The organism is Modestobacter muralis, assembly GCF_010682105.1.
GTDB lineage: Bacteria > Actinomycetota > Actinomycetes > Mycobacteriales > Geodermatophilaceae > Modestobacter > Modestobacter muralis.
Map to the genome: position 1 here is coordinate 16911 of NZ_JAAGWH010000055.1, position 19152 is coordinate 36062.

Annotated in this window: 18 protein-coding genes; 5 read left to right on the top strand and 13 right to left on the bottom strand. The window is 75.4% G+C overall.

From position 1 onward, the window contains the following. Positions 1 to 4 precede the first annotated feature (4 nt). The 4 genes from GCU67_RS18205 to pheS form a co-directional block, all read right to left on the bottom strand. Positions 5 to 361 (bottom strand): hypothetical protein, encoded by a 357-nt coding sequence (locus tag GCU67_RS18205; RefSeq protein WP_163612773.1) that lies wholly within the window; start codon positions 359 to 361, stop codon positions 5 to 7. Positions 362 to 453: 92 nt separating this feature from the next. Further along, a complete protein-coding gene (locus GCU67_RS18210; protein WP_163612774.1) occupies positions 454 to 1266 on the bottom strand; it encodes an SDR family NAD(P)-dependent oxidoreductase in 813 nt (270 codons plus the stop codon). Further along, a complete protein-coding gene (gene pheT, locus GCU67_RS18215) occupies positions 1259 to 3721 on the bottom strand; it encodes a phenylalanine--tRNA ligase subunit beta (RefSeq protein WP_163612775.1) in 2463 nt (820 codons plus the stop codon). The genes GCU67_RS18210 and pheT overlap by 8 nt, the downstream gene beginning before the upstream one ends. Positions 3722 to 3791: 70 nt before the next feature. Beyond that, positions 3792 to 4859: a phenylalanine--tRNA ligase subunit alpha gene (pheS, locus tag GCU67_RS18220; protein ID WP_163612776.1), complete on the bottom strand. Its 1068-nt coding sequence runs from the start codon at positions 4857 to 4859 to the stop codon at positions 3792 to 3794. A gap of 117 nt (positions 4860 to 4976) precedes the next feature. Between pheS and GCU67_RS18225 the strand changes: the two genes are divergently transcribed. Then, positions 4977 to 7220, top strand: coding sequence for a diguanylate cyclase domain-containing protein (locus GCU67_RS18225; protein ID WP_338105137.1), 2244 nt, complete (start codon positions 4977 to 4979; stop codon positions 7218 to 7220). A 43-nt stretch (positions 7221 to 7263) separates the two neighbouring features. Here GCU67_RS18225 and GCU67_RS18230 read toward each other — a convergent pair whose 3' ends face one another. The 5 genes from GCU67_RS18230 to GCU67_RS18250 all read right to left on the bottom strand — a co-directional run bounded on the left by GCU67_RS18230 (position 7264) and on the right by GCU67_RS18250 (position 10420). Continuing rightward, on the bottom strand, positions 7264 to 8070 hold the full coding sequence (locus tag GCU67_RS18230; protein ID WP_163612777.1) for a TrmH family RNA methyltransferase: 807 nt from the start codon (positions 8068 to 8070) through the stop codon (positions 7264 to 7266). A gap of 97 nt (positions 8071 to 8167) precedes the next feature. Next, a complete protein-coding gene (gene rplT, locus GCU67_RS18235; protein ID WP_163612778.1) occupies positions 8168 to 8572 on the bottom strand; it encodes a 50S ribosomal protein L20 in 405 nt (134 codons plus the stop codon). Positions 8573 to 8611: 39 nt separating this feature from the next. Further along, positions 8612 to 8806: a 50S ribosomal protein L35 gene (rpmI, locus tag GCU67_RS18240; protein ID WP_163612779.1), complete on the bottom strand. Its 195-nt coding sequence runs from the start codon at positions 8804 to 8806 to the stop codon at positions 8612 to 8614. A gap of 104 nt (positions 8807 to 8910) precedes the next feature. Then, positions 8911 to 9606 carry a translation initiation factor IF-3 gene (gene infC, locus GCU67_RS18245; protein WP_163612780.1) on the bottom strand — a complete coding sequence of 232 codons (696 nt, stop codon included), beginning with the start codon at positions 9604 to 9606 and terminating at the stop codon, positions 8911 to 8913. A 298-nt stretch (positions 9607 to 9904) separates the two neighbouring features. Further along, complete coding sequence (locus GCU67_RS18250; protein ID WP_163612781.1) at positions 9905 to 10420, bottom strand: PH domain-containing protein; 516 nt, start codon at positions 10418 to 10420, stop codon at positions 9905 to 9907. 210 nt (positions 10421 to 10630) lie between these two features. Between GCU67_RS18250 and GCU67_RS18255 the strand changes: the two genes are divergently transcribed. After that, positions 10631 to 11782 (top strand): uroporphyrinogen-III synthase, encoded by a 1152-nt coding sequence (locus GCU67_RS18255; protein ID WP_163612782.1) that lies wholly within the window; start codon positions 10631 to 10633, stop codon positions 11780 to 11782. A 130-nt stretch (positions 11783 to 11912) separates the two neighbouring features. Here GCU67_RS18255 and GCU67_RS18260 read toward each other — a convergent pair whose 3' ends face one another. The 3 genes from GCU67_RS18260 to GCU67_RS18270 form a co-directional block, all read right to left on the bottom strand. Beyond that, complete coding sequence (locus GCU67_RS18260; protein WP_163612783.1) at positions 11913 to 12791, bottom strand: formate/nitrite transporter family protein; 879 nt, start codon at positions 12789 to 12791, stop codon at positions 11913 to 11915. Positions 12792 to 12849: 58 nt separating this feature from the next. Then, complete coding sequence (cynS, locus tag GCU67_RS18265) at positions 12850 to 13299, bottom strand: cyanase (RefSeq protein ID WP_163612784.1); 450 nt, start codon at positions 13297 to 13299, stop codon at positions 12850 to 12852. A 244-nt stretch (positions 13300 to 13543) separates the two neighbouring features. Further along, positions 13544 to 14929: an MFS transporter gene (locus tag GCU67_RS18270; protein WP_163612785.1), complete on the bottom strand. Its 1386-nt coding sequence runs from the start codon at positions 14927 to 14929 to the stop codon at positions 13544 to 13546. Positions 14930 to 15074: 145 nt separating this feature from the next. Between GCU67_RS18270 and GCU67_RS18275 the strand changes: the two genes are divergently transcribed. Together GCU67_RS18275 and GCU67_RS18280 are read left to right on the top strand one after the other, a co-directional pair. Next, positions 15075 to 15869 (top strand): hypothetical protein, encoded by a 795-nt coding sequence (locus tag GCU67_RS18275; protein WP_163612786.1) that lies wholly within the window; start codon positions 15075 to 15077, stop codon positions 15867 to 15869. Positions 15870 to 15992: 123 nt separating this feature from the next. Further along, on the top strand, positions 15993 to 17759 hold the full coding sequence (locus GCU67_RS18280) for a hypothetical protein (protein WP_163612787.1): 1767 nt from the start codon (positions 15993 to 15995) through the stop codon (positions 17757 to 17759). A gap of 15 nt (positions 17760 to 17774) precedes the next feature. Here the strand turns inward: GCU67_RS18280 and GCU67_RS18285 are convergent, their stop codons facing one another. Then, positions 17775 to 18602: a helix-turn-helix domain-containing protein gene (locus tag GCU67_RS18285; protein WP_163612788.1), complete on the bottom strand. Its 828-nt coding sequence runs from the start codon at positions 18600 to 18602 to the stop codon at positions 17775 to 17777. Positions 18603 to 18652: 50 nt separating this feature from the next. Here GCU67_RS18285 and GCU67_RS18290 point away from each other — a divergent pair, with 50 nt between their 5' ends. Further along, positions 18653 to 19084, top strand: a complete 432-nt coding sequence (locus GCU67_RS18290) for a DUF2000 domain-containing protein (protein ID WP_163612789.1) — start codon at positions 18653 to 18655, stop codon at positions 19082 to 19084. The last annotated feature ends 68 nt before the right edge of the window (positions 19085 to 19152 follow it).

The following is a 19152-nucleotide window of genomic DNA, read 5'->3' on the forward strand; positions in this document are numbered from 1 at the left end:
CAGCTCAGCCGGGCAGCGGCGCCCGCGTACCGGTGGCCCGGTCGACCGCGGAGACCAGCGCGGCGACCACCAGGAGCAACGCCGGCAGCAGGAAGCCGAGCCCGATGCCGAGCCCGGTGAGCAGCGACCAGCCCAGCGAGACCCAGGCGAGGACACCGACCACGACCGGGGCCAGCCGCCCCCGGATCACGCGCTCAGCCAGGAGGGTTCCCGCGGCACACGTCAGCGGGACCCCGAAGAGGACGGCGGACCACCACCCGCTCGCCTCCCAGCCGGCTCGGCCGGACCACGCGGTGAAGCCGACGACCATCAGCAGTGCCACGACGATCAGCCCGGTGGCTCCCCGGGAGGGAGTGGCCATGGTGGACCTCCTTCAGCAGGAGCCCAGCCTGGCAGCCCGGCCCTGGGAGCACGAGGACGCGCGCCCGGCGGCGGCCGTGTCGCCGGGGCCGCTCAGCCGATCGGGTCGGCGTCCCCGTACGGGCGCAGCCGCAGCTGGCGCGCCGTGCCCTCCGGGGTCGTGCGGCGCAGCGTGTCCAGGTCGTCGGCCCCGGCGCGCAGGAAACGGCCCGACCACTGGTCGAGCTCGCCGGCGGCGATCGCCACCGCGAGGGCGACGACGTCCTCGGGCCGGGTCCACTCCGTGCGCCCGGCGTGCACCGGCATCGCCCGGGTCATCGCGGTGTCGATGACACCCGGCGCCAGGTCGAACGCCCGCACGCCGTGCGCGGCCCCGGCCAGGGCGATGCCCTCGGTGATCCGCATCTGCGCGGTCTTGCCGGCCGAGTAGGCGCTGTAGACGTCGCTCCCCCGCGTGCCCAGGCCGCTGCCCAGCCCGATCACCCGGCCACCACCGGCAGCGACCATCCCGGGCACGACGGCGTGCGCCATCAGGAACGGCCCGCGCACCTGGCTCTCCACCACCGACCACCACTGCTCGGGGTCGGCCTGCCACAGCGGGACCTCGGCGGCGTCGATCAGCCCGGCGTTGTTGACCAGGAGGGTGACCGGTCCGAGCTCGGCGACCACCTGGTCGACGGCGGCCCGGACGGCGTCGGGGTCGGTGACGTCGGCGGCCACGGCCAGGGTGCGGGCCCCGGTCGCCTCGGCGACGTCGTCCATCGCCGCGACCAGCCGGTCACCGGAGCGGGCCAGCCCAACCACGGTCGCGCCGCGCTCGGCCAAGCCCTGCGCCAGGTGGCGGCCGATGCCGGCTGAGGCCCCGGTGATCAGCGCGACCGTGCCGCGGAGGTCCGGACTAGGCACGGAGGGTCGCCCCTGTGGCCGACGCCGCGGCGGCGACCGCGGCCTCGAAGGCCGCCCTGGCCTCCTCGGTGGTCAGCGTCCGGTCGGCCGCGCGGAAGGTGAACGCGTAGGCCAGCGACCGGCTGCCGGCGGGGATCGAGCTGCCGGTGTAGACGTCGAACAGGTGCACGTCCTCCAGCAGCTCCCCCGCCCCGGCGGCCAGCGCGTCGCGCACCAGCGCCTCCGGGTGGCCGTCGGCGACGACCAGCGCGGCGTCCATGCGCACCGGCGGGAACGTGGAGATGGCCGGGCCGACCGGCACCCCGGCGGGCGGCAGCGCGTCGAGGTCGAGCTCCATCGCGCAGGTGCGGGCCGGCAGCTCGAGCGCCGCGCACACCCGCGGGTGCAGCTCGCCGGCGTGGCCCACGACCTGCTCGCCCACCAGCAGCTCGGCGCAGCGGCCGGGGTGCCAGGGCGCCAGGTCGCCGGCGCGCACGGTCAGCTCGACACCGGCGGCCGCGGCCACCACGCGGGCGGCCTGCACCGCGTCGGCCCAGTCGGCCGGACGGCCCGGCCCCCACCAGCCGCGCGGCTCGCGGTGCCCGGTGAGCACCACGCCCACGTGCCAGGGCTGCACGGGCACCGCACCCAGCAGCGCGGCCAGCGTCGCGTCGTCGGGGCGGGCGTCGACGCCGGGCACCGGCGCGGTGCCGGTCAGGCCGCCGGGGAAGACCGAGCCGTGCTCGAACAGCGCCACGTCGCGCTGGCCGCGGGCCAGGTTGCGGGCCAGGGAGCCCAGCAGCCCGGGCAGCAGCGTCGTCCGCAGCGCCGGGGCCTCCTCCGAGAGCGGGTTGCGCAGGGTGATCAGCGTGCGGCGCTCGTCCTCGGCCGGGATGCCCAGGTCGTCGAGGACGGTCGTGCCGAGGAACGGGTAGGACGGCGCCTCGACGTAGCCGGCCTCGGCCAGCGCGCGGCCGATGCTGCGCCGGCGGCGCTGGCGCTCGGTCAGCCCGCGGCCGGGGGGCGCGCTCGGCAGGACCGAGGGGATCTCGTCCAGGCCGACGGACCGCACGACCTCCTCGACCAGGTCGGCCGGGTCGGTGAGGTCACCGCGCCAGGACGGCGGGGTCACCTGCAGCTGCGCACCGTCGGCGTCGACGGTGGCACCCACGGCCCGCAGGACGTCGACGACCTGGGAGACCGGGTAGGCGACGCCGGCGATGCGCCCGGGCCGCGCGGCGTCCAGGGCGATGACCGGCCGGGGACCACGGACGTCCAGGTCGACCGGTGCACCGACGACGCGGGCGCCGCCGTGCTCGGCCAGCAGCGCCGCGGCGCGGGCCAGCGCGACCACGGTGACCTCGGGGTCGGTGCCGCGCTCGAAGCGCTTGGCCGCCTCGCTGGGCAGCTTGTGCCGGCGGACCCCGCGGGAGATGCCGGTCGGGGCCCAGTGCGCGGCCTCCAGCAGCACGCTCGTCGTCCCGTCACCGATCTCCGTCGACGCCCCGCCCATCACCCCGGCCAGCCCGATCGGGCCGGACCCGTCGGCGATCAGCAGGTCGTCGTCGGTCAGCGCGCGGTCGACGCCGTCCAGGGTGGTCAGCCGCTCCCCCGCGCGGGCCAACCGCACCTCGATCGGGCCGGTGAGGCGGTCCCGGTCGAAGGCGTGCATCGGCTGCCCGAGCTCGAGCATCACGAAGTTGGTGACGTCGACGGCGAGGGAGATGCTGCGCACCCCGCACTGGGCCAGCCGGCGGCGGATCGCCCACGGGCTGGGCGCGGTCGGGTCGAGGCCCTCGAGCGCGACCATCGAGAACCGGTCGCAACGGTCGGGGTCGGCGACGGTGACCTGCCAGGCCGGCTCGCCCGACCAGGCCGGCGGGGTGAGCGCCGCCGGGTCACGCCAGTCGACGGCCAGCGCAGCGGCCAGGTCGCGGGCGATGCCACGCAGGCTCATCGCGTAGCCGCGGTCGGGGGTCACCTCGAGGTCGAACACGACGTCGTCCAGGCCGAGGACACCGGCGGCCGGTGTCCCGGGGGTGTACCCGTCCTGGCCGAGCACCAGGATGCCGGCGTGGTCCTCGCCGATGCCCAGCTCGCGGACCGAGCAGATCATCCCGTCGGAGACGTGGTCGTACGTCGTCCGGGCGGCGATGGCGAAGTCGCCGGGCAGGACGGCGCCGGGGAGCGCGGCGACCACGAGGTCGCCGACGGCGAAGTTGCGGGCGCCGCAGACGATGCCGCGGGGGGCGTCCTCGCCGACGTCGACCTGGCAGTACCGGATCGGCTTCTTGAAGCCGGTGAGCTCCTCGATCTCCAGCACCCGGCCGACCACCAGCGGGCCGGTCGTGACCGGCGGGCGGTGGACGGCGTCGACCTCCAGGCCGAGCCGGATGAAGGCGGCGTCGAGCTCCTCGACCGTGATCCCGGCCGGGAGGTCGACCATCTCGGACAGCCAGCTGACAGGGACTCTCACTGGTTCACTCCGTTGCTCCGCAACACGTTCGCTCCGCTCCTCGCTCGCTGGCGCTCGCTGCGATGCTCACTCACTGATCGACTCCGAACGCTGTGGTGAACCGGACGTCGCCCTCGACGATGTCGTGCATGTCGCCGACGCCGGAGCGGAACTGCAGGGCGCGCTCGATGCCCATGCCGAAGGCGAACCCGGTGTAGACCTCCGGGTCGATGCCGCAGGCGGTGAGCACCCGCGGGTTGACCATCCCGCAGCCACCCCACTCGACCCACTGCGGACCGTCGCGGTGCTCGGGGAACCACACGTCGAACTCCGCCGAGGGCTCGGTGAAGGGGAAGAAGTGCGGGCGCCAGCGGGTCTGGGCGTCGGCGCCGAACAGCGAGCGGGCCAGGTGGTCCAGGGTGCCGCGCAGGTGGGCCATGGTGAGGCCGCGGTCGACGGCCAGGCCCTCGACCTGGTGGAACACCGGGGTGTGCGTCGCGTCGAGCTCGTCGGTGCGGTAGACCCGCCCGGGCGCCACCACGTAGATCGGCGGGGTGCGCTCGAGCATGGTCCGGGCCTGCACCGGGCTGGTGTGCGTGCGCAGCACCAGGCCGGAGTCCTCCGGCGCGACGAAGAAGGTGTCGGCCAGCGACCGGGCCGGGTGGTCGGGGCCGGTGTTGAGGGCGTCGAAGTTCAGCCACTCCGCCTCCAGCTCGGGCCCGTCGGCGACCTCGTAGCCCATCCCGACGAAGACGTCGGCGATCCGGTCGGTGAGCGTGGTCAGCGGGTGCCGGGCGCCACGCGGGGCGCGGTCCCAGGGCAGCGTGACGTCGACGCGCTCCTCGGCCAGCACCCGCTCGTCGCGCTCGGCCTCCAGCACCGCCAGCCGGGACGCGTGGGCCTCGGTGACCGCCACCCGGGCGGCGTTCACCCGCTTGCCGGCGTCGGAGCGGGCCGCCGGGGGCAGCGCCCCGAGCTCGCGGCGGGCCAGCAGCACCGGCGCGCGGTCGCCCAGGTGCGCCGGCCGGACGGCGGCCAGCTCGGTGAGGTCACCGGCCGCGGCGAACGCCGTCACCGCGGCGTCCACCGCGGCCTCGAGGGCCTCCGGGGACAGCGCGGCGACCTGCTTGGGGTCGTAGGGATCGTTGGCGCCAGACACAGGTGGTCATTCTGCCGGGCGGAGGACTCCCCGCGCGCCCGGGTTGCCGATCACCCGTTGGGGTGGCGACACCCGCCCAGGTGCGCGAGCGGGACCCGATCGTGCCGATGCGCTCTCGTGACCTCCATCGCCACCCTCACCTCGTCGCTCGACGACGTCCTCCGTACCGGCAGCGTGCACAGCGTCTACCAGCCGATCGTCGAGCTGAGCACCGGCAACGTCGTCGCCTACGAGGCGCTCGCGCGCGGCCCCCAGGGCCCGCTGCAGACCCCGGACGCGCTCTTCGCCGCGGCCCGCACCGCCGGCCGGCTGGCCGAGCTCGACGCGCTGTGCCGTTCGGCGGCCCTCCGGGGCGCCGTGGCCGCCCGGCTCGGCCCGCCGCTGACCGTGTTCGTCAACGTCGAGCCCGAGGTGCTGGAGTCCGCACCCCTGGAGGACCTGCTGGCGATCGCCACCACCGCACCCGCGGGCCTGCGCGTCGTCGTGGAGATCACCGAGCGGGCGCTGGCCACCCGCCCCGCCGACCTCCTGCGGGCCGTCGAGCGCGTCCGCGAGGTCGGCTGGGGCATCGCCCTGGACGACGTGGGCGCGGAGTCGATGTCGCTGGCCTTCATGCCGCTGCTGCGCCCGGACGTCGTCAAGCTCGACCTGCGGCTGGTGCAACAGCGCCCCGGCCCCGCGGTCGCGGAGATCATGAACGCCGTCAACGGCTACGCCGAGCGGACCGGCGCCCTGGTGCTCGCCGAGGGCATCGAGGACGAGGCCCACCTGGCCACCGCCCGTGCCCTGGGCGCCAGCCTCGGCCAGGGCTGGCACTTCGGCCGGCCCGGCGCGACCGCGGTGACCGACCGCGCCGTCAGCACGCTGAAGCTGCCCGCCCCGGTCGCCCTGGACGCCGACGTGCACGGCTCCCCCTTCGGCTGCCTGCCCGCGGGCACCGAGCTGCGGGTCGCCCCCAAGGCGCTGCTGATCGAGCTGAGCAAGCACCTGGAGCGACAGGCCATGCGACTGGGCGAGACCTGCGTGGTGGCCTCCACCTTCCAGGAGGCCCGGCACTTCACCCCGGCCACGAAGCTCCGCTACCGCGACCTGGTCGCCCGCACCGGCTTCGTCTGCGCGCTGGGTGCCGACCTGCCCCTGGAGCCGGTCCCCGGCCTGCGCGGTGCCCACCTGGACCCCGCCGACCCGGTGCGCGGCGAGTGGGACGTCGTCGTCCTCAGCCCGCACTTCAGCGCCGCACTGCTGGCCCGCGACCTCGGCGACGGCGGCCCGGACGCACAGCGCCGGTACGAGTACGCCCTGACCTACGAGCGGACCACCGTGGAGCTGGCGGGGATCTCCCTCGTCGCCCGGGTGGCCGCCCAGCCCGCGCCGGTCCCCGAGGTCGCGGCTCCCCCGGTCCAGCTGCCCCTGGCGCAGTCATCGCTGGCCGGCCCCACCCCCGAGGAGCCGCTGCTGCTGCGCGCGCTGGCCGCGACGACCAGCGGCGTGACGATCAGCGACATGACCGCTCCCGACCAGCCCCTCATCTACGTCAACGCCGCCTTCGAGCAGCTGGCGGGGCTGTCGGCCGCCCAGGTGCTGGGCCGCAACTGCCGGTTCCTGCAGGGTGCCGACACCGACCCGGCGATGGTCAGCCGGATGCGCTCGGCGATCAACGCCGGTCAGGAGTTCCGGGCGACCGTGCTGAACCACCGGGGCCCGCAGCGCGAGCCGTGGTGGAACGAGATCCACCTGGCGCCGGTCACCGACGCCCGCGGGACCGTCGTGCAGTACATCGGCGTCCAGACCGACGTGACCACCCGCGTCAACGCCGAGCGCGAGCTGCTGCAGGAGCGCGACCGCACCCGCCAGCACCTGGCCCGGATCGAGGAGCTGGCCTACACCGACCCGCTCACCGGCCTGCCCAACCGGCGCCGGCTGGAGGAGCGGATGGAGACCGCACTGTGGCAGGCGCGCCTGGACGGCGGCGCCGTGGCCCTGCTGTTCCTGGACCTCGACGGCTTCAAGGCCGTCAACGACGCGCACGGGCACGCCGCCGGTGACGAGCTGCTGCAGACCGTGGCCGACCGGCTGCGCGGGCGGCTCCGCCGGGGCGACCTGCTGGCCCGGCTCGGCGGCGACGAGTTCCTCGTCGGCCTGCTGGGCCTGGACCGCGCCAGCGCCCTGGCCGAGGCCGAGCGGGTCGCCGGTGACCTGCGCGCTGTGATCGAGCAGCCGGTGCCCCTCGCCGGCACCACGGTGACGGTGCAGGTGACCATCGGCATCGCCGTGCACCCCGAGGACGGCGACGACTTCGCCCCGCTGCTGCACCGCGCCGACGCCCGGATGTACGCCAGCAAGCACCCCGCCGACCGCTGAGCGGAGTGGGTCGGTGCCGGTCACCGGCACGGACCCACTCCGGTCAGCCTTGGGCGAGCTGCGTGGCGTAGAGGCAGATCGCGGCGGCGACCGAGAGGTTGAGGCTCTCCGCCCGGCCGCGCATGGGGATGCGGACCCGGACGTCGGCGGCCGCGGCGAGCGCCGGGTCCAGCCCGCGGGCCTCGTTGCCGAACAGCCACAGCACCGGACCGGCCAGCAGCCCGTCGCCGGCGGCGGCGTCCAGGGCGATCTCTCCCCCGCCGTCGGCGGCCAGCACCCGCACCCCGGCGGCCTGCACCCCCGCGATGAGCGCGGGCAGCGGCGCGCTGCGGACGACGTCGACGTGGAACAGGCTGCCGGCGCTGCTGCGCACGACCTTGCCGTTGTAGGGATCGGCGGAGCCGGCACCGAAGACCACCGCGCCGGCACCGCACGCGTCGGCGGTGCGCAGCACCGTGCCGGCGTTGCCGGGGTCGTTGAGCTCGGCCAGCGCCACGGCCAGCTGGGGCGGGTCGGTGACCAGCCGCTGCGCCGGGACGTCGCGCAGCGCGCAGACCGCGACCAGCCCCTGCGGGGTGACCGTCTCCGACAGCGAGGCCGCGGCCTTCTCGTCGACCAGCCGCACCGGCACCCGGGTCGCGGCGAGCAGCTCGTGGTGCGCCTCGGCCGCCGCCTCGGTGGCGAACACCTCCCGGACGGCGCCCGGCTCGCCCTCGGCCTGTGCGAGTGCCTCGCTGACCGCCTGGCGGCCCTCGGCGAGGAAGGCGCCGGCGTCGTCCCGACCGCTGCGGCGGGTGAGCTTGCGGGCGGCGACGACCCGCGCCGAGCGGTCGGTCAGGAGGTCGGGCACGGGCTTCCTCTCGGGGTGGGCTGCACAGACAGCGACGCCGTCGCCGGTGGGTCACGGGGACCCACCGGCGACGGCGTCGCTGGGTGGAACGGGGGTCTTACGCGGCGGCGGTGTCGGCCTGCGCCGCGCCGGTCGCCTGCGGGTTCGCGAGGAGCGCGGCCCGGGCAGAGGCCACCAGCGAGGTGAAGGTGGCGGGCTCGTTGACGGCGAGCTCGGCCAGCACCTTGCGGTCCAGCTCGATGCCGGCCAGCTTCAGGCCCTGCATGAACCGGTTGTAGGTCATGTCGTTCTGCCGCGCCGCGGCGTTGATCCGGGTGATCCACAGCTTGCGGAAGTCACCCTTGCGGACCTTGCGGTCGCGGTAGTTGTAGGTCGCGGAGTGGAGGAGCTGCTCCTTGGCCTTGCGGTACAGCCGGGACCGCTGACCGCGGTACCCACTGGCTGCCTCGAGGGTCGTACGACGCTTCTTCTGGGCGTTGACCGCCCGCTTCACGCGTGCCACGTGGAAGCTCCTGTCTGCTCGTTCGGGAGGGGGGCGGGATCAGATGCCGAGGAGCTTCTTCATCCGGCTGGTGTCCGCCGGGTTCAGCTCAGCCGTGCCGGAGATCCGCCGCTTCCGAGAGCCGGACTTGTGCTCGAACTTGTGCTGGTTGTTCGTGTGCTCGGCCACCAGCTTCCCGGTGCCCGTGACGCGGATCCGCTTGGCGGCGCCCTTGTGGGTCTTGTTCTTCGGCATGTCCTCGTCCTGTTCGTGGATGTCCGCGCCGGGGCAGGTCGTGCTCCCCGGCGCGGGCGGTCTCGGTGGTGCGTGGTGCAGGTCGGTGCTCAGGGCCGTCCGGCTCAGGCCGGAGGCGCCTGCTCGGCCGGGGCCTGCTCTGCCGGGGCCTGCGCGACCGGGGCCTGCTGGGCCGCGGCCGGCGTCTCCGACGCTGCGTGCTTCTCCGCCTTCGCGGTGCGCCGGACGGCGTCGGAGGCCACCTGGTTCCGGTGCGGAGCGATCACCATGACCATGTTGCGGCCGTCCTGCTTGGGGTTCGACTCCACGATCCCCAGGTCGGACACGTCCCCGGCCAGTCGCTGCAGCAGCTTGTAGCCCATCTCGGGGCGGGACTGCTCGCGACCGCGGAACATCACGGTGATCTTGACCTTGTCGCCGCCCTTGAGGAAGCGCTCGACGTGGCCCTTCTTGGTCTCGTAGTCGTGCGGGTCGATCTTGAGGCGCAGCCGCATCTCCTTGATGACGGTGAGCGCCTGGTTCCGCCGGGCCTCGCGGGCCTTCTGCGCGGCTTCGTACTTGAACTTCCCGTAGTCCATGAGCTTGGCGACGGGCGGGCGGGCCATGGGCGCGACCTCGACCAGGTCGAGCTCACTGTCCTGCGCCAGCCGCAGCGCCTCGCCGATCGACACGATGCCGACCTGCTCGCCCTCGGGTCCGACGAGGCGGACCTCGGGGACGCGGATACGGTCGTTGATACGGGGCTCGGTGATGGCCTCTCCTCTGCTGCTGCGGGGAGGAGCCGCACCCGTCCCGGGCACCGACGACAGAAAGGCCCCGTGAGCTGATCGCTCACAGGGCCCACTCGCCGACTGCTGCAGCCGCGTCCTCGACGAGGGTGCGGTTCCAGCGACGACCGGACACGCCGGTCGTCTTCCGGGGACCTGGACGCCTGTGAAGGCACCAGGTGGGAGCGGGCTCCTCTTTGGTCGGTGGTCGGACCTCACGATCCCACCACCGGTGGTTCTCACGCCTCGATGGTGCAGGGGGAGGCGCTTGCACTGTACAGCGCCGGGCACCCGTGCGTCATTCCCGGGGTCCGGTCCCCGCGCGGGAGCCTCAGTCCGGGTAGAGCAGGTCCTCCTTCGGCGGCGCGGCGGCTGCCGCACGGGCCTGGTGGTCGCTGAGCAGCGCGCGCAGTCCGCGGACCGCGACCAGCGCCCGCGCACCGTCGGCGGCCTGCACCGCGGAGACGGCCAGCTCGTCGTCGTTGGTGAGCAGCAGCGTGGCCCACGGCGAGTGCTGGTCGAACCGCACCGCGCGCACCGCCTCCCAGGGCACCTCGTGGTTGACCACGACGTTGCGCACCCGCAGCCCGGAGGCGTCGGCGTCGACGCGCGAGCGGCCCACCAGCACCACCCCGGCGCCCATCGCCAGGCCCAGGCCGACCATCGCCACCTGGTCGGCGGTCTGGAAGGAGACCACCCCGGTGGTCGAGCTCTTCAGCAGGACGGCGACCACGCTCATCACGGCCACCAGGCCGGCCGCGGTCAGGGCGGTGATCAGCCGCAGCCGGCGCGGGACGGCGGAGACCGGAGCGGGCCCGGTGGGAGGGGGCGGGACGTCGGCGGGCACGCCACCATCCTGCACCGCCGCACCGGCCCGGCGCCGCTGTGCGACCGGTGATCCCCATGACCGGGACGGCACGCCGCTGAGGACCCTCCGGGCGGCAGCGGGCGCGCCGGCTGTGCCGGCCGGGACCGCGGGACAGCTCTCGCCGACCCGAGGACCGGTCCCGTCGGGGCGCGTCACACGGTTGGAACACCCAGCCCGCACCATGGAGGGGTGACCGATCCCGCGCTCGCCCGTCCGGTGGACGGCCCCGGCGGAGACGCCCCGGCCCAGGAGCTGCTGCCCCTGGCCGGGTTCACCGTGGCGGTCACCGCGGCCCGGCGCAGCGAGGAGCTCGGCGCGCTGCTGGACCGCCGCGGTGCCCGGGTCGTCTACGCCCCGGCCATCCGGATCGTGCCGCTGTCCGACGACGCCGACCTGGTGGCCGCCACCCGGGAGGTGCTGGCCGAGCCGGTCGACCTGGTGGTGGCCACCACCGGCGTCGGCTTCCGCGGCTGGCTGGAGGCGGCGGAGGCCTGGGACCTGCCGCTGCGGGACCACCTGCTCACCTCCCGGGTGCTCGCCCGCGGGCCGAAGGCGCGCGGTGCGATCCGCGGTGCCGGGCTGGTCGACGCCTGGTCGCCGGAGTCGGAGAACTCCGCCGAGGTGCTGGCGCACCTGCTGTCCGGCGCCGAGGGACCGATCGAGGGACGCCGGATCGCCGTCCAGCTGCACGGCGACCCACTGCCGGACCTGGTCTCCGGGCTGCGCGCGGCCGGCGCCGACGTGCTGACCGTGCCGGTCTACCGCTGGGTGCTGCCCGAGGACACCGCGCCGCTGCGCCGGCTGGTCGGCACGATCGCCGCCCGCGGGGTCGACGCCGTCACCTTCACCAGCGCCCCGGCCGCGGCCAGCCTGCTGCAGGTCGCCGGGGAGGAGGGCGTGCGCGCCGGGGTGCTCGCCGCGTTCACCGACGCCGTCCTGGCGGTGGCCGTGGGGCCGGTGACCGCCGCCCCGCTGGAGGAGGCCGGCATCCGCACCGTGCAGCCCGAGCGCGCGCGGCTGGGGGCGCTGGCCCGCTCGGTCGTCTCCGACCTGCCCGCCCGGCACCCGGTGCTGACCTCCGGCCCGCACACGCTCCAGGTCCGCGGGCACGCCGCGGTGCTCGACGGGCGGCTGGTCGAGCTGCCGCCGGGCCCGATGGCGGTGCTGCGCGCGCTGGCCCGCCGTCCCGGGGTGGTGGTCTCCCGGCCCGACCTGCTGGGCGCGCTCTCCGGCGGCGGTGACGCGCACGCGGTGGAGATGGCGGTCACCCGGCTGCGGGCCGCGCTCGGCGCGCCGGTGGTGGAGACCGTCGTCAAGCGCGGCTACCGACTGGCGGTCTGACGAAGGACCCCCGTGCCCTCCACCACTCGCTCCGCCCGCGGTGGGACGCTGCACGGGGGCCTGAGCCGGACGACGACGGGGCGGCCACTCCCCCGGAGGTGAGCGGCCGCCCCGCGACGACGGAGGAGCGTCAGCTCATGCTGAGCGTCTCCGGCTCCCGCGGTGCCGCGGCCGGCGCCGGCGCGACCGGGGCGGCGTCCGCGGGACGGCGGGTGGCCGCGGTGCGGGCATGGGTGGCGTAGAGGGTCAGCCCGACGAAGGCCAGCCCGCCGACCAGGTTGCCCAGCACCGTCGGGATCTCGTTCCACACCAGGTAGTCGCCGATCGAGAAGTCGCCGCCGAGCATCAGGCCGGAGGGGAACAGGTACATGTTCACGATCGAGTGCTCGAAGCCCATGTAGAAGAACAGCAGGATCGGCATCCACATCGCGATGACCTTCCCGGACACCGACGTCGACATCATCGCCGCGACGACCCCGGTGCTGACCATCCAGTTGCACAGCACCGCGCGCAGGAACAGCGTGAGCATCCCCGCCGCCCCGTGGTCGGCGTAGCCGACGGTCCGGCCCTCACCGATCGACCCGATCCGCTCCCCGATCTCGTTCGGCGGCACGGAGAAGGCGTACGTGAAGATCACCGCCATCATCACCGCGACGACCAGCGCGCCGGCGAAGTTGCCGGTGAACACCAGGCCCCAGTTGCGCAGCATGCCGCGCACGGTGACGCCCTTGCGCTTGTCGATCAGCGCCAGCGGGACCAGCGTGAACACACCGGTCAGCAGGTCGAAGCCGAGCAGGTAGAGCAGGGAGAACCCGACCGGGAAGAGCAGGGCGCCGACGATCGCCTGCCCGGTCTGCACGGTGACGGTGACGGCGAACGCGGCGGCCAGCGCCAGGATCGCGCCGGCCATGAAGGCACGGATGAGGGTGTCGCGGGTGGCCATGAAGACCTTCGCCTCACCGGCGTCGATCATCTTGGTCACGAAGTCCTCGGGCATCACGTAGGACACGGGCGTGCTCCTCGGGTACAGGGGTGGGGTGCGGCGAGGGACTGGGGAGCTGGGCGGGTCACCAGCGGTAGTCGAGGAACTTGCCGTCGAGGGTGACGACGACGCGGTCGCCGTCGGGGTCGGGACGGCGGGCGATGTCGATCTTGAAGTTGATCGCGCTCATGATCCCGTCGCCGAACTCCTCGTGGATCAGCTCCTTCAGGGCCGGCCCGTACACCGACATCGCCTCCATAAGCCGGTAGACGGTGGGGTCGGTGAGCAGCGCAGGGTCCGAGCCGCGCGAGGGCTGCAGCTGCAGGCTCTCGGCCACGGTCTCGTCGAGCTCCAGCAGCGCGCAGACCGCGGTGGCCTGCTCCCGGCTCATCGGGTGCTGGCCCAGCAGCGCGGCGGTGCACCACACCAGCGGTGCACCGATCTGGTCGGCGATCTGCGACCAGGACAGGCCACGCCGGATCCGGGCCGCGACCACCAGGTCGGCCGCGTCGGACTTCGGGAGGATCGGGGACATCGAGCTCCTTGCACGAGGAGGGGCGGGTGTCCGGGGGCCGCTGAGCGCCGGCTGTGTGCCCCGTCGTCGCCGACCGTAGGGAGCCGGCGTGACGGCCCCCTCTCGGCCGCGTGACCCGTGGGCAACATGCCGCGCACGCCGTTCCGGGCACCGCCGTGCGGCCGGTGGAACGCAGCCGGAACGACCCCGGACGTGCAGCGGGGCGGGACGCCGGCCGCGTCCCGCCCCGCTGTCCCACCGTGGGTCAGACGCCGGCCATCCGGTTGCCGGGGCGCAGGTAGACCACCCAGGTGACCAGGACGCAGACCACGTAGAAGGCGATGAAGGCCAGGTAGGCGCTGTCGCCGGTCTTGGTCTCCAGGAACGACTGGCGGAAGGCGAGGTTGACCAGCACCCCACCGAAGGCCCCGACCGCGCCGGCGATGCCGATCAGCGCACCGGAGCGGCGCAGCGCCAGCCGGTCGGCGGCCACGGTGTCCCCGCCGGCGGCGACGTCGTCCATCGCCTTGGCCCGGAAGATCGCCGGGATCATCTTGTAGGTCGAGCCGTTGCCGATGCCGCTGAGCACGAACAGCGACACGAAGCCGACGAGGAACAGCGGCAGCGACTGCTGCGTGCTGGCCACCAGCACGACCGTGGCACCGGCCGCCATGGCGATGAAGGTCCAGAAGGTGATCCGGGCGCCGCCGAAGCGGTCGGCCAGCGAGCCGCCGAGCGGGCGGATCAGCGAGCCCAGCAGCGGGCCCAGCCAGGTGAGCTGCGCGGCGGCCAGCGGGGTGGCGAAGTCGGAGGTGAACTGGTTCTGCAGCACCTGGCCGAAGGCGAACCCGAACCCGATGAACGAGCCGAAGGTCCCGATGTAGAGGAAGGCCATGATCCAGGTGTGCGGCTGGCGGGCCACCTCCCGCATCGCCCGCGGCTGGTTGCGCGCCGAGGTCAGGTTGTCCATCACCAGGGCTGCGCCGACCGCGGCGAGCACGATGAACGGGATGTAGACGAACAGCACGATCCGCGGGCTGTCGGCCCCGGCGGTGGCCAGCACCAGCAGGCCCAGCAGCTGGACCACCGGGACGCCGAGGTTGCCGCCGCCGGCGTTGAGCCCGAGCGCCCAGCCCTTGAGCCGGGTCGGGTAGAAGGCGTTGATGTTGGTCATGGAGCTGGCGAAGTTGCCGCCACCGACGCCCGCCAGGCAGGAGACGAACAGCAGCGTGGAGTAGGAGACCCCCGGCTCCAGCACGATCGCGGTGGCGACGGTCGGCACGAGCAGCAGCGCGGCGCTGATGATCGTCCAGTTGCGGCCGCCGAACTTGGCGACGGCGAAGGTGTAGGGCAGCCGGACGAAGGCCCCGAGCGCGGTGGGCAGGGTGGTGAGCAGGAACTTGCCGGCCGGGTCGATGCCGAACACCGGCTCGGGCAGGAACAGCACCAGCACCGACCACAGGCTCCAGATGGAGAAGCCGATGTGCTCGGAGAAGACGGAGAAGAACAGGTTGCGGCGGGCGACGCCCTTGCCGGTGGACTCCCAGAACGCGGGGTCCTCGGGGCGCCAGTCGTCGATCCAGCGACCGCCGAGACGGCCGGGCTGGTGCGGGGTCGGCGGAGCGGTGGTCGCGGTGACGGAGCTGGCCATGGCCGAACGGTGACGGGTCGGCATGGCCTGGTCGTTGCCGAGGCGGTGACCTCGTGTTCCGTTGTGCTCACGGCTCCTGCCCCGCTGTGGTGAGGGCCGCGGTCCGCCGGGTGCGTCACCGCCCGGGCCGGGCCATTATCACCGCGTGAGGGACTCCCGCGGGAACGAGCGCGCTCCCGGCCGCGACGTGGTCGAGACCGGTGAGCTGGTCGCCGGGTCGATGACCCGCGCGGTCGCCGGGCTGCTGTTCGACCCCGAGGGCAGCGCGGTGCGGCTGGACGAGCGGCTGGCCGCCTGCCTGCGCGACGCCGCGACCTCCGCCGCCGAGCTGCCGCTGACCTGGGAGCGCGCCCGCGCCGGCGCCGTCCTGGCGTTCGCCGCCGAGCTGTCGGTCACCCGCTCCGCCCAGGGCCGGCCGGTGCGCACCGACGGCTTCTTCCACGTCAGCACCGCGGCCCGGTCGGCCGCCGAGCGCCTGGTCGAGGACGTCGTCCAGGCGGCGCGGGCCACGACCGAGGAGCGGCGGGTCCGGCACCTGGGCTACCTGCTCGCCGAGGTGGTCGTCTCCCCCGACGTCGACACCGCGCTGGCCGCCCGAGCGCTGCAGCTGGCGCAGTCGTGCAGCTGGCGGCAGCTGGTGTTCCTGGCCGCCGTCGGCCGGCGCGACCGCACTCCCCTGCCACTGGGGGCCCTGGCGGACGAGCCGCGCACGTGGCTCGCCTGGGGCGCCCGGGAGGACGTCATCGACCTGCAGCGCGCCGGGCTGCTCGACCCGCCGCCGGCCGTCGCGCGCCCGGGTGCGGTCCGCGCCCGGCTCCGCCCGGCCGACCTGCGGCTCACCCGGCGCGGGGTGCTGGTGCACCGGCTGCTGGCCCTGGACTTCGTCCGCGAGGACGACCTCACCGGCGCGCTCGCCGACCTGGACCTCGCGACCCCCTAGTTGAAGGACCCCTCGCCCCCCACCACTCGCGAGCTCGCGGTGGGGCCCTGCGAGGGGGCCAGCGCGGGGGCGGCGCGGGGCGGACGATGGTCCTCGCCGGGCGTCCGGCGGGACGGAGGGCACGTGCACACCGACGACGACGTCGACGGCCCGGCGGCCGCCTGGCCGCTCGCCGTGCTGCTCACCGACGACCGCGCCGACGCCGAGGCGCTGGTGACGACGGCGCTGGCCGGCCGGCACCGGGAGCCCACGGCGCTGCGGCGGGCGGTGGCGCGTGCGGCGCTGGACGCCGCGGACCGTCCCGCACCGGCGTCCCCGCTGCGCGACCACGGCGCCGCGGCGCTGGCCGCCGCCCTGCGCGCGCTCCCCCGCCGCACCCGCGTGCTGGCCGTCGTCCACCTGCTCGACCCCGTCTCCGCCGGGGAGCTCCGGGCCGGCCCGGCGGAGACCGACGCGGCCGTGTCCGCGCTGGCCGCCGAGCTCGGCCGGCAGGACGCCCGCGCCCTGGCCGAGCGGGAGGTCCTCGAGGCGCCGTTCCGGGCCCCCGGGTCCCCGCCGCCGGTGCGTCGGCCCGACCGCACGCCGCTGCCCGACCGGCTGCGCGCACTGGCCGCCGGCTCGGAGCTCACCACCGGTCAGGCCGCCGCCCTGGAGCAGGACGGCGGGGAGCGGCGCCGGTCGCGCCGGCGGACCCGGCTGCGGGTGCTCGCCGCCGTCCTGACGCTGGCCGGGCTGGCCGCGCTGGTCCGGGTGGTCCCGTCGCCGGGCGAGGAGGCCGCACCCGTCGACGTCTTCGCCGGCCCGCCGCGGGGGTCGCTCGCCGGGAACGCCGAGTTCCTCGCCGAGCTGCAGGCGCAGGGGTGGGCGGGCACCGACCTGGCCACCCAGCCACCACCGGCCGACCGCCGGGTGGTGTGGGCCGCCGACGTGGACGGCGGGCGCGCCGCGCTCGTGGTGAGCGGCACCGACCAGGACTTCGCCGCCGCCTGGTTCGCCGGCCCGTCCGGCGCCCCACCGCGCGGCATGCGGGTGCAGGCGGTGCAGCTCGCCCCGGACCGGACCCTGCCCGTCGCGCTGGCTGCGCCGGTGCGGGGCGCGCTGGTGGTGGTCGGCGCCCCGGGCGACCAGGTGCAGGTCTCGCCGCGCCCGGAGATCACCGCCGACGGCTCGGTCACCCGCACCTCCGCCCCCGCGGCCACCGTCGACGGGGTCGCGGTGGTGGAGCTGCCGCAGTCCACGCCCACCGACTCCCCCGCGGTCCGGTTCAGCGTCGTCCGGGACGGGCGCGAGCTGCCGGCCGGGCCGCTCGACGTGCTCACCGAGCCCGACCCCGGCCCGCCGTGGCTGCCGCGGCTGCGGCCCGCGCCCCGGCCGGCCGCCGGGGACGCGGCGGCCGGGGAGCAGCTGCGCGGCCTGCTCGGCCGGCTGGGCCAGCGCGCCGACACCTCGGGGACGACGGTGCTGTGGGCCGGCGACCTGCCCGGACGGGACGACCGGCCGGTGCGCACCACCCTGCTGGCGGTGCCGCAGCTGTCCGGGGCGGTCGTGGTCACCGCGCCCTACGGGACCCCCGCCGACCTCAGCGGCCGGTCCGACAACGACTCGTGCGTGACCGGGGTGCAGCCGGCCGGCCCGCCGCTCCGCCAGCGGGTGGTCGCGGTGCGCTGCGACCTCGGCGGGCCCACGCCGGTTCTCCTGGTCGTGGGGCCGCGGGGAGCGGGCACGGTGCGCCTGTTCGACGAGACGGGTGCGGCCCTGGACGACAGCCCGATGGACGACGGGGTCGCGGTGCTCACCTCCCCCGCGGTCGTGACCGACGTCGAGGTCACGACCGCCGACGGCAGCACCGTCCGGGCACGAGTGGTCGAGGAGACCGACCTGCGGGGCTGACCCGCGTCCCGCCGATCAGCGGGCCGTGCCGACTACCGAGGAGCGGGCCGGGCCGGCTGCCGCGGAGCGGGCGTAGGCACCCGGGGTCGTGTCGAGCATCCGGCGGAAGTGCCGGGTCAGGTGCGACTGGTCGGCGAACCCGGCCGCCGCGGCGACCTCGGCGGCGGGCATCCCGGCCAGCAGCAGCCGGCGGGCGAGGTCGATCCGGCGGCCGGTGAGGTAGCGGTGCGGCGGCAGCCCGTGCCGCCGGGTGAAGGCCCGCACGACCGACGTCGGGTGCACGCCGAGCGTCTCGGCGGTCTCGGTCAGCGACACCCCCTCGGCCACCCGGGCGTCGATCAGGTCGCGCACCCGGTCGGCGAGGGCGTCCTCGCGGACGTCGGGAGCGGCGGCCACCGCGCCGTCCAGGTGCTGGGCCAGCCGTTCGAGGACGAAGCCCAGCCGGCTCTCCGCCTCCAGGGCGTCGCCGCCCGGGCGCAGCGTGGCGTGCAGCGCCGACAGCCGCACCCGCAGCGCGGGGTCCTCGACCGCGGGCCGGTCGACCGCGGTGCCCACCCGCCCCGCACCCAGGGTGTCCGGCTCCAGGTAGAGCACCCGCTTGTGGAAGCCGGCGGGTGAGGAGGAGCGCCCGTCGTGCGGGACCCCGGGCGGCAGCAGGGTGACCAGGCCGCGGGTGGCGCCGTGCCGGTGCCGGTCCAGGTCGTAGGCGACCGCGCCGTCGTCGACGAGCAGGAGCGTCCAGGCCTGGTGGGTGTGCGCCGGGTAGACGTGGTCGGTGAAGTGCGCGTGCAGCACCTCGGTCAGCCCCGGCACGTCGGGCCGCCACGCCGTCACCTCGGCCACGTCAGGAACGTACAAGACCCGGGGCCGGGTGGGCCGCGAGCCTGGACGGCATGGACACCCCCGACGAGCTGCCCCGCTGGGCCACCAAGATCGCCGTCCTGCTGCGCGAGGACCTCGCTCCCTGGCAGGCGCTCAACGTCACCGCGTTCCTGGTCAGCGGCCTCACCGCGACCGGTCCGGAGCTGGTCGGCGAGCCCTACGAAGACGCCGACGGCACCGGCTATCTGCCGATGATCCGGCAGCCGGTGCTCGTGCTGGCCGGTCCGGGCGAGCTGCTGGCGACCGCCCGCACCCGGGCGCTGGAGCGCTCGCTCACGCCGGCCGTGTTCACCGCCGAGCTGTTCAGCACCCCCGGCGACGTGCAGAACCGGGCCGCGGTCCGCGCCGTCGCCGGCAGCGACCTGGACCTGGTCGGGCTCGCCGTCCACGGCCCGAAGAACGCCGTCGACAAGGTCATGAAGGGCGCCCGCATGCACCCCTGACGCCCCGCAGGGCCGTGTTCGCGGACATGGCCCTCCTTGTCGGGGCCATGTCCGCGAACATGGCCCCG

What these genes read in the sequence shown, in the direction of transcription:
- GCU67_RS18205 (WP_163612773.1), bottom strand. Translation starts at nt 361, where the DNA reads ATGGCCACTCCCTCCCGGGGAGCCACCGGGCTGATCGTCGTGGCACTG.
- rpmI (WP_163612779.1), bottom strand. Translation starts at nt 8,806, where the DNA reads ATGCCGAAGAACAAGACCCACAAGGGCGCCGCCAAGCGGATCCGCGTC.
- cynS (WP_163612784.1), bottom strand. Translation starts at nt 13,299, where the DNA reads ATGTCCCCGATCCTCCCGAAGTCCGACGCGGCCGACCTGGTGGTCGCG.
- GCU67_RS18270 (WP_163612785.1), bottom strand. Translation starts at nt 14,929, where the DNA reads ATGGCCAGCTCCGTCACCGCGACCACCGCTCCGCCGACCCCGCACCAG.
- GCU67_RS18290 (WP_163612789.1), top strand. Translation starts at nt 18,653, where the DNA reads ATGGACACCCCCGACGAGCTGCCCCGCTGGGCCACCAAGATCGCCGTC.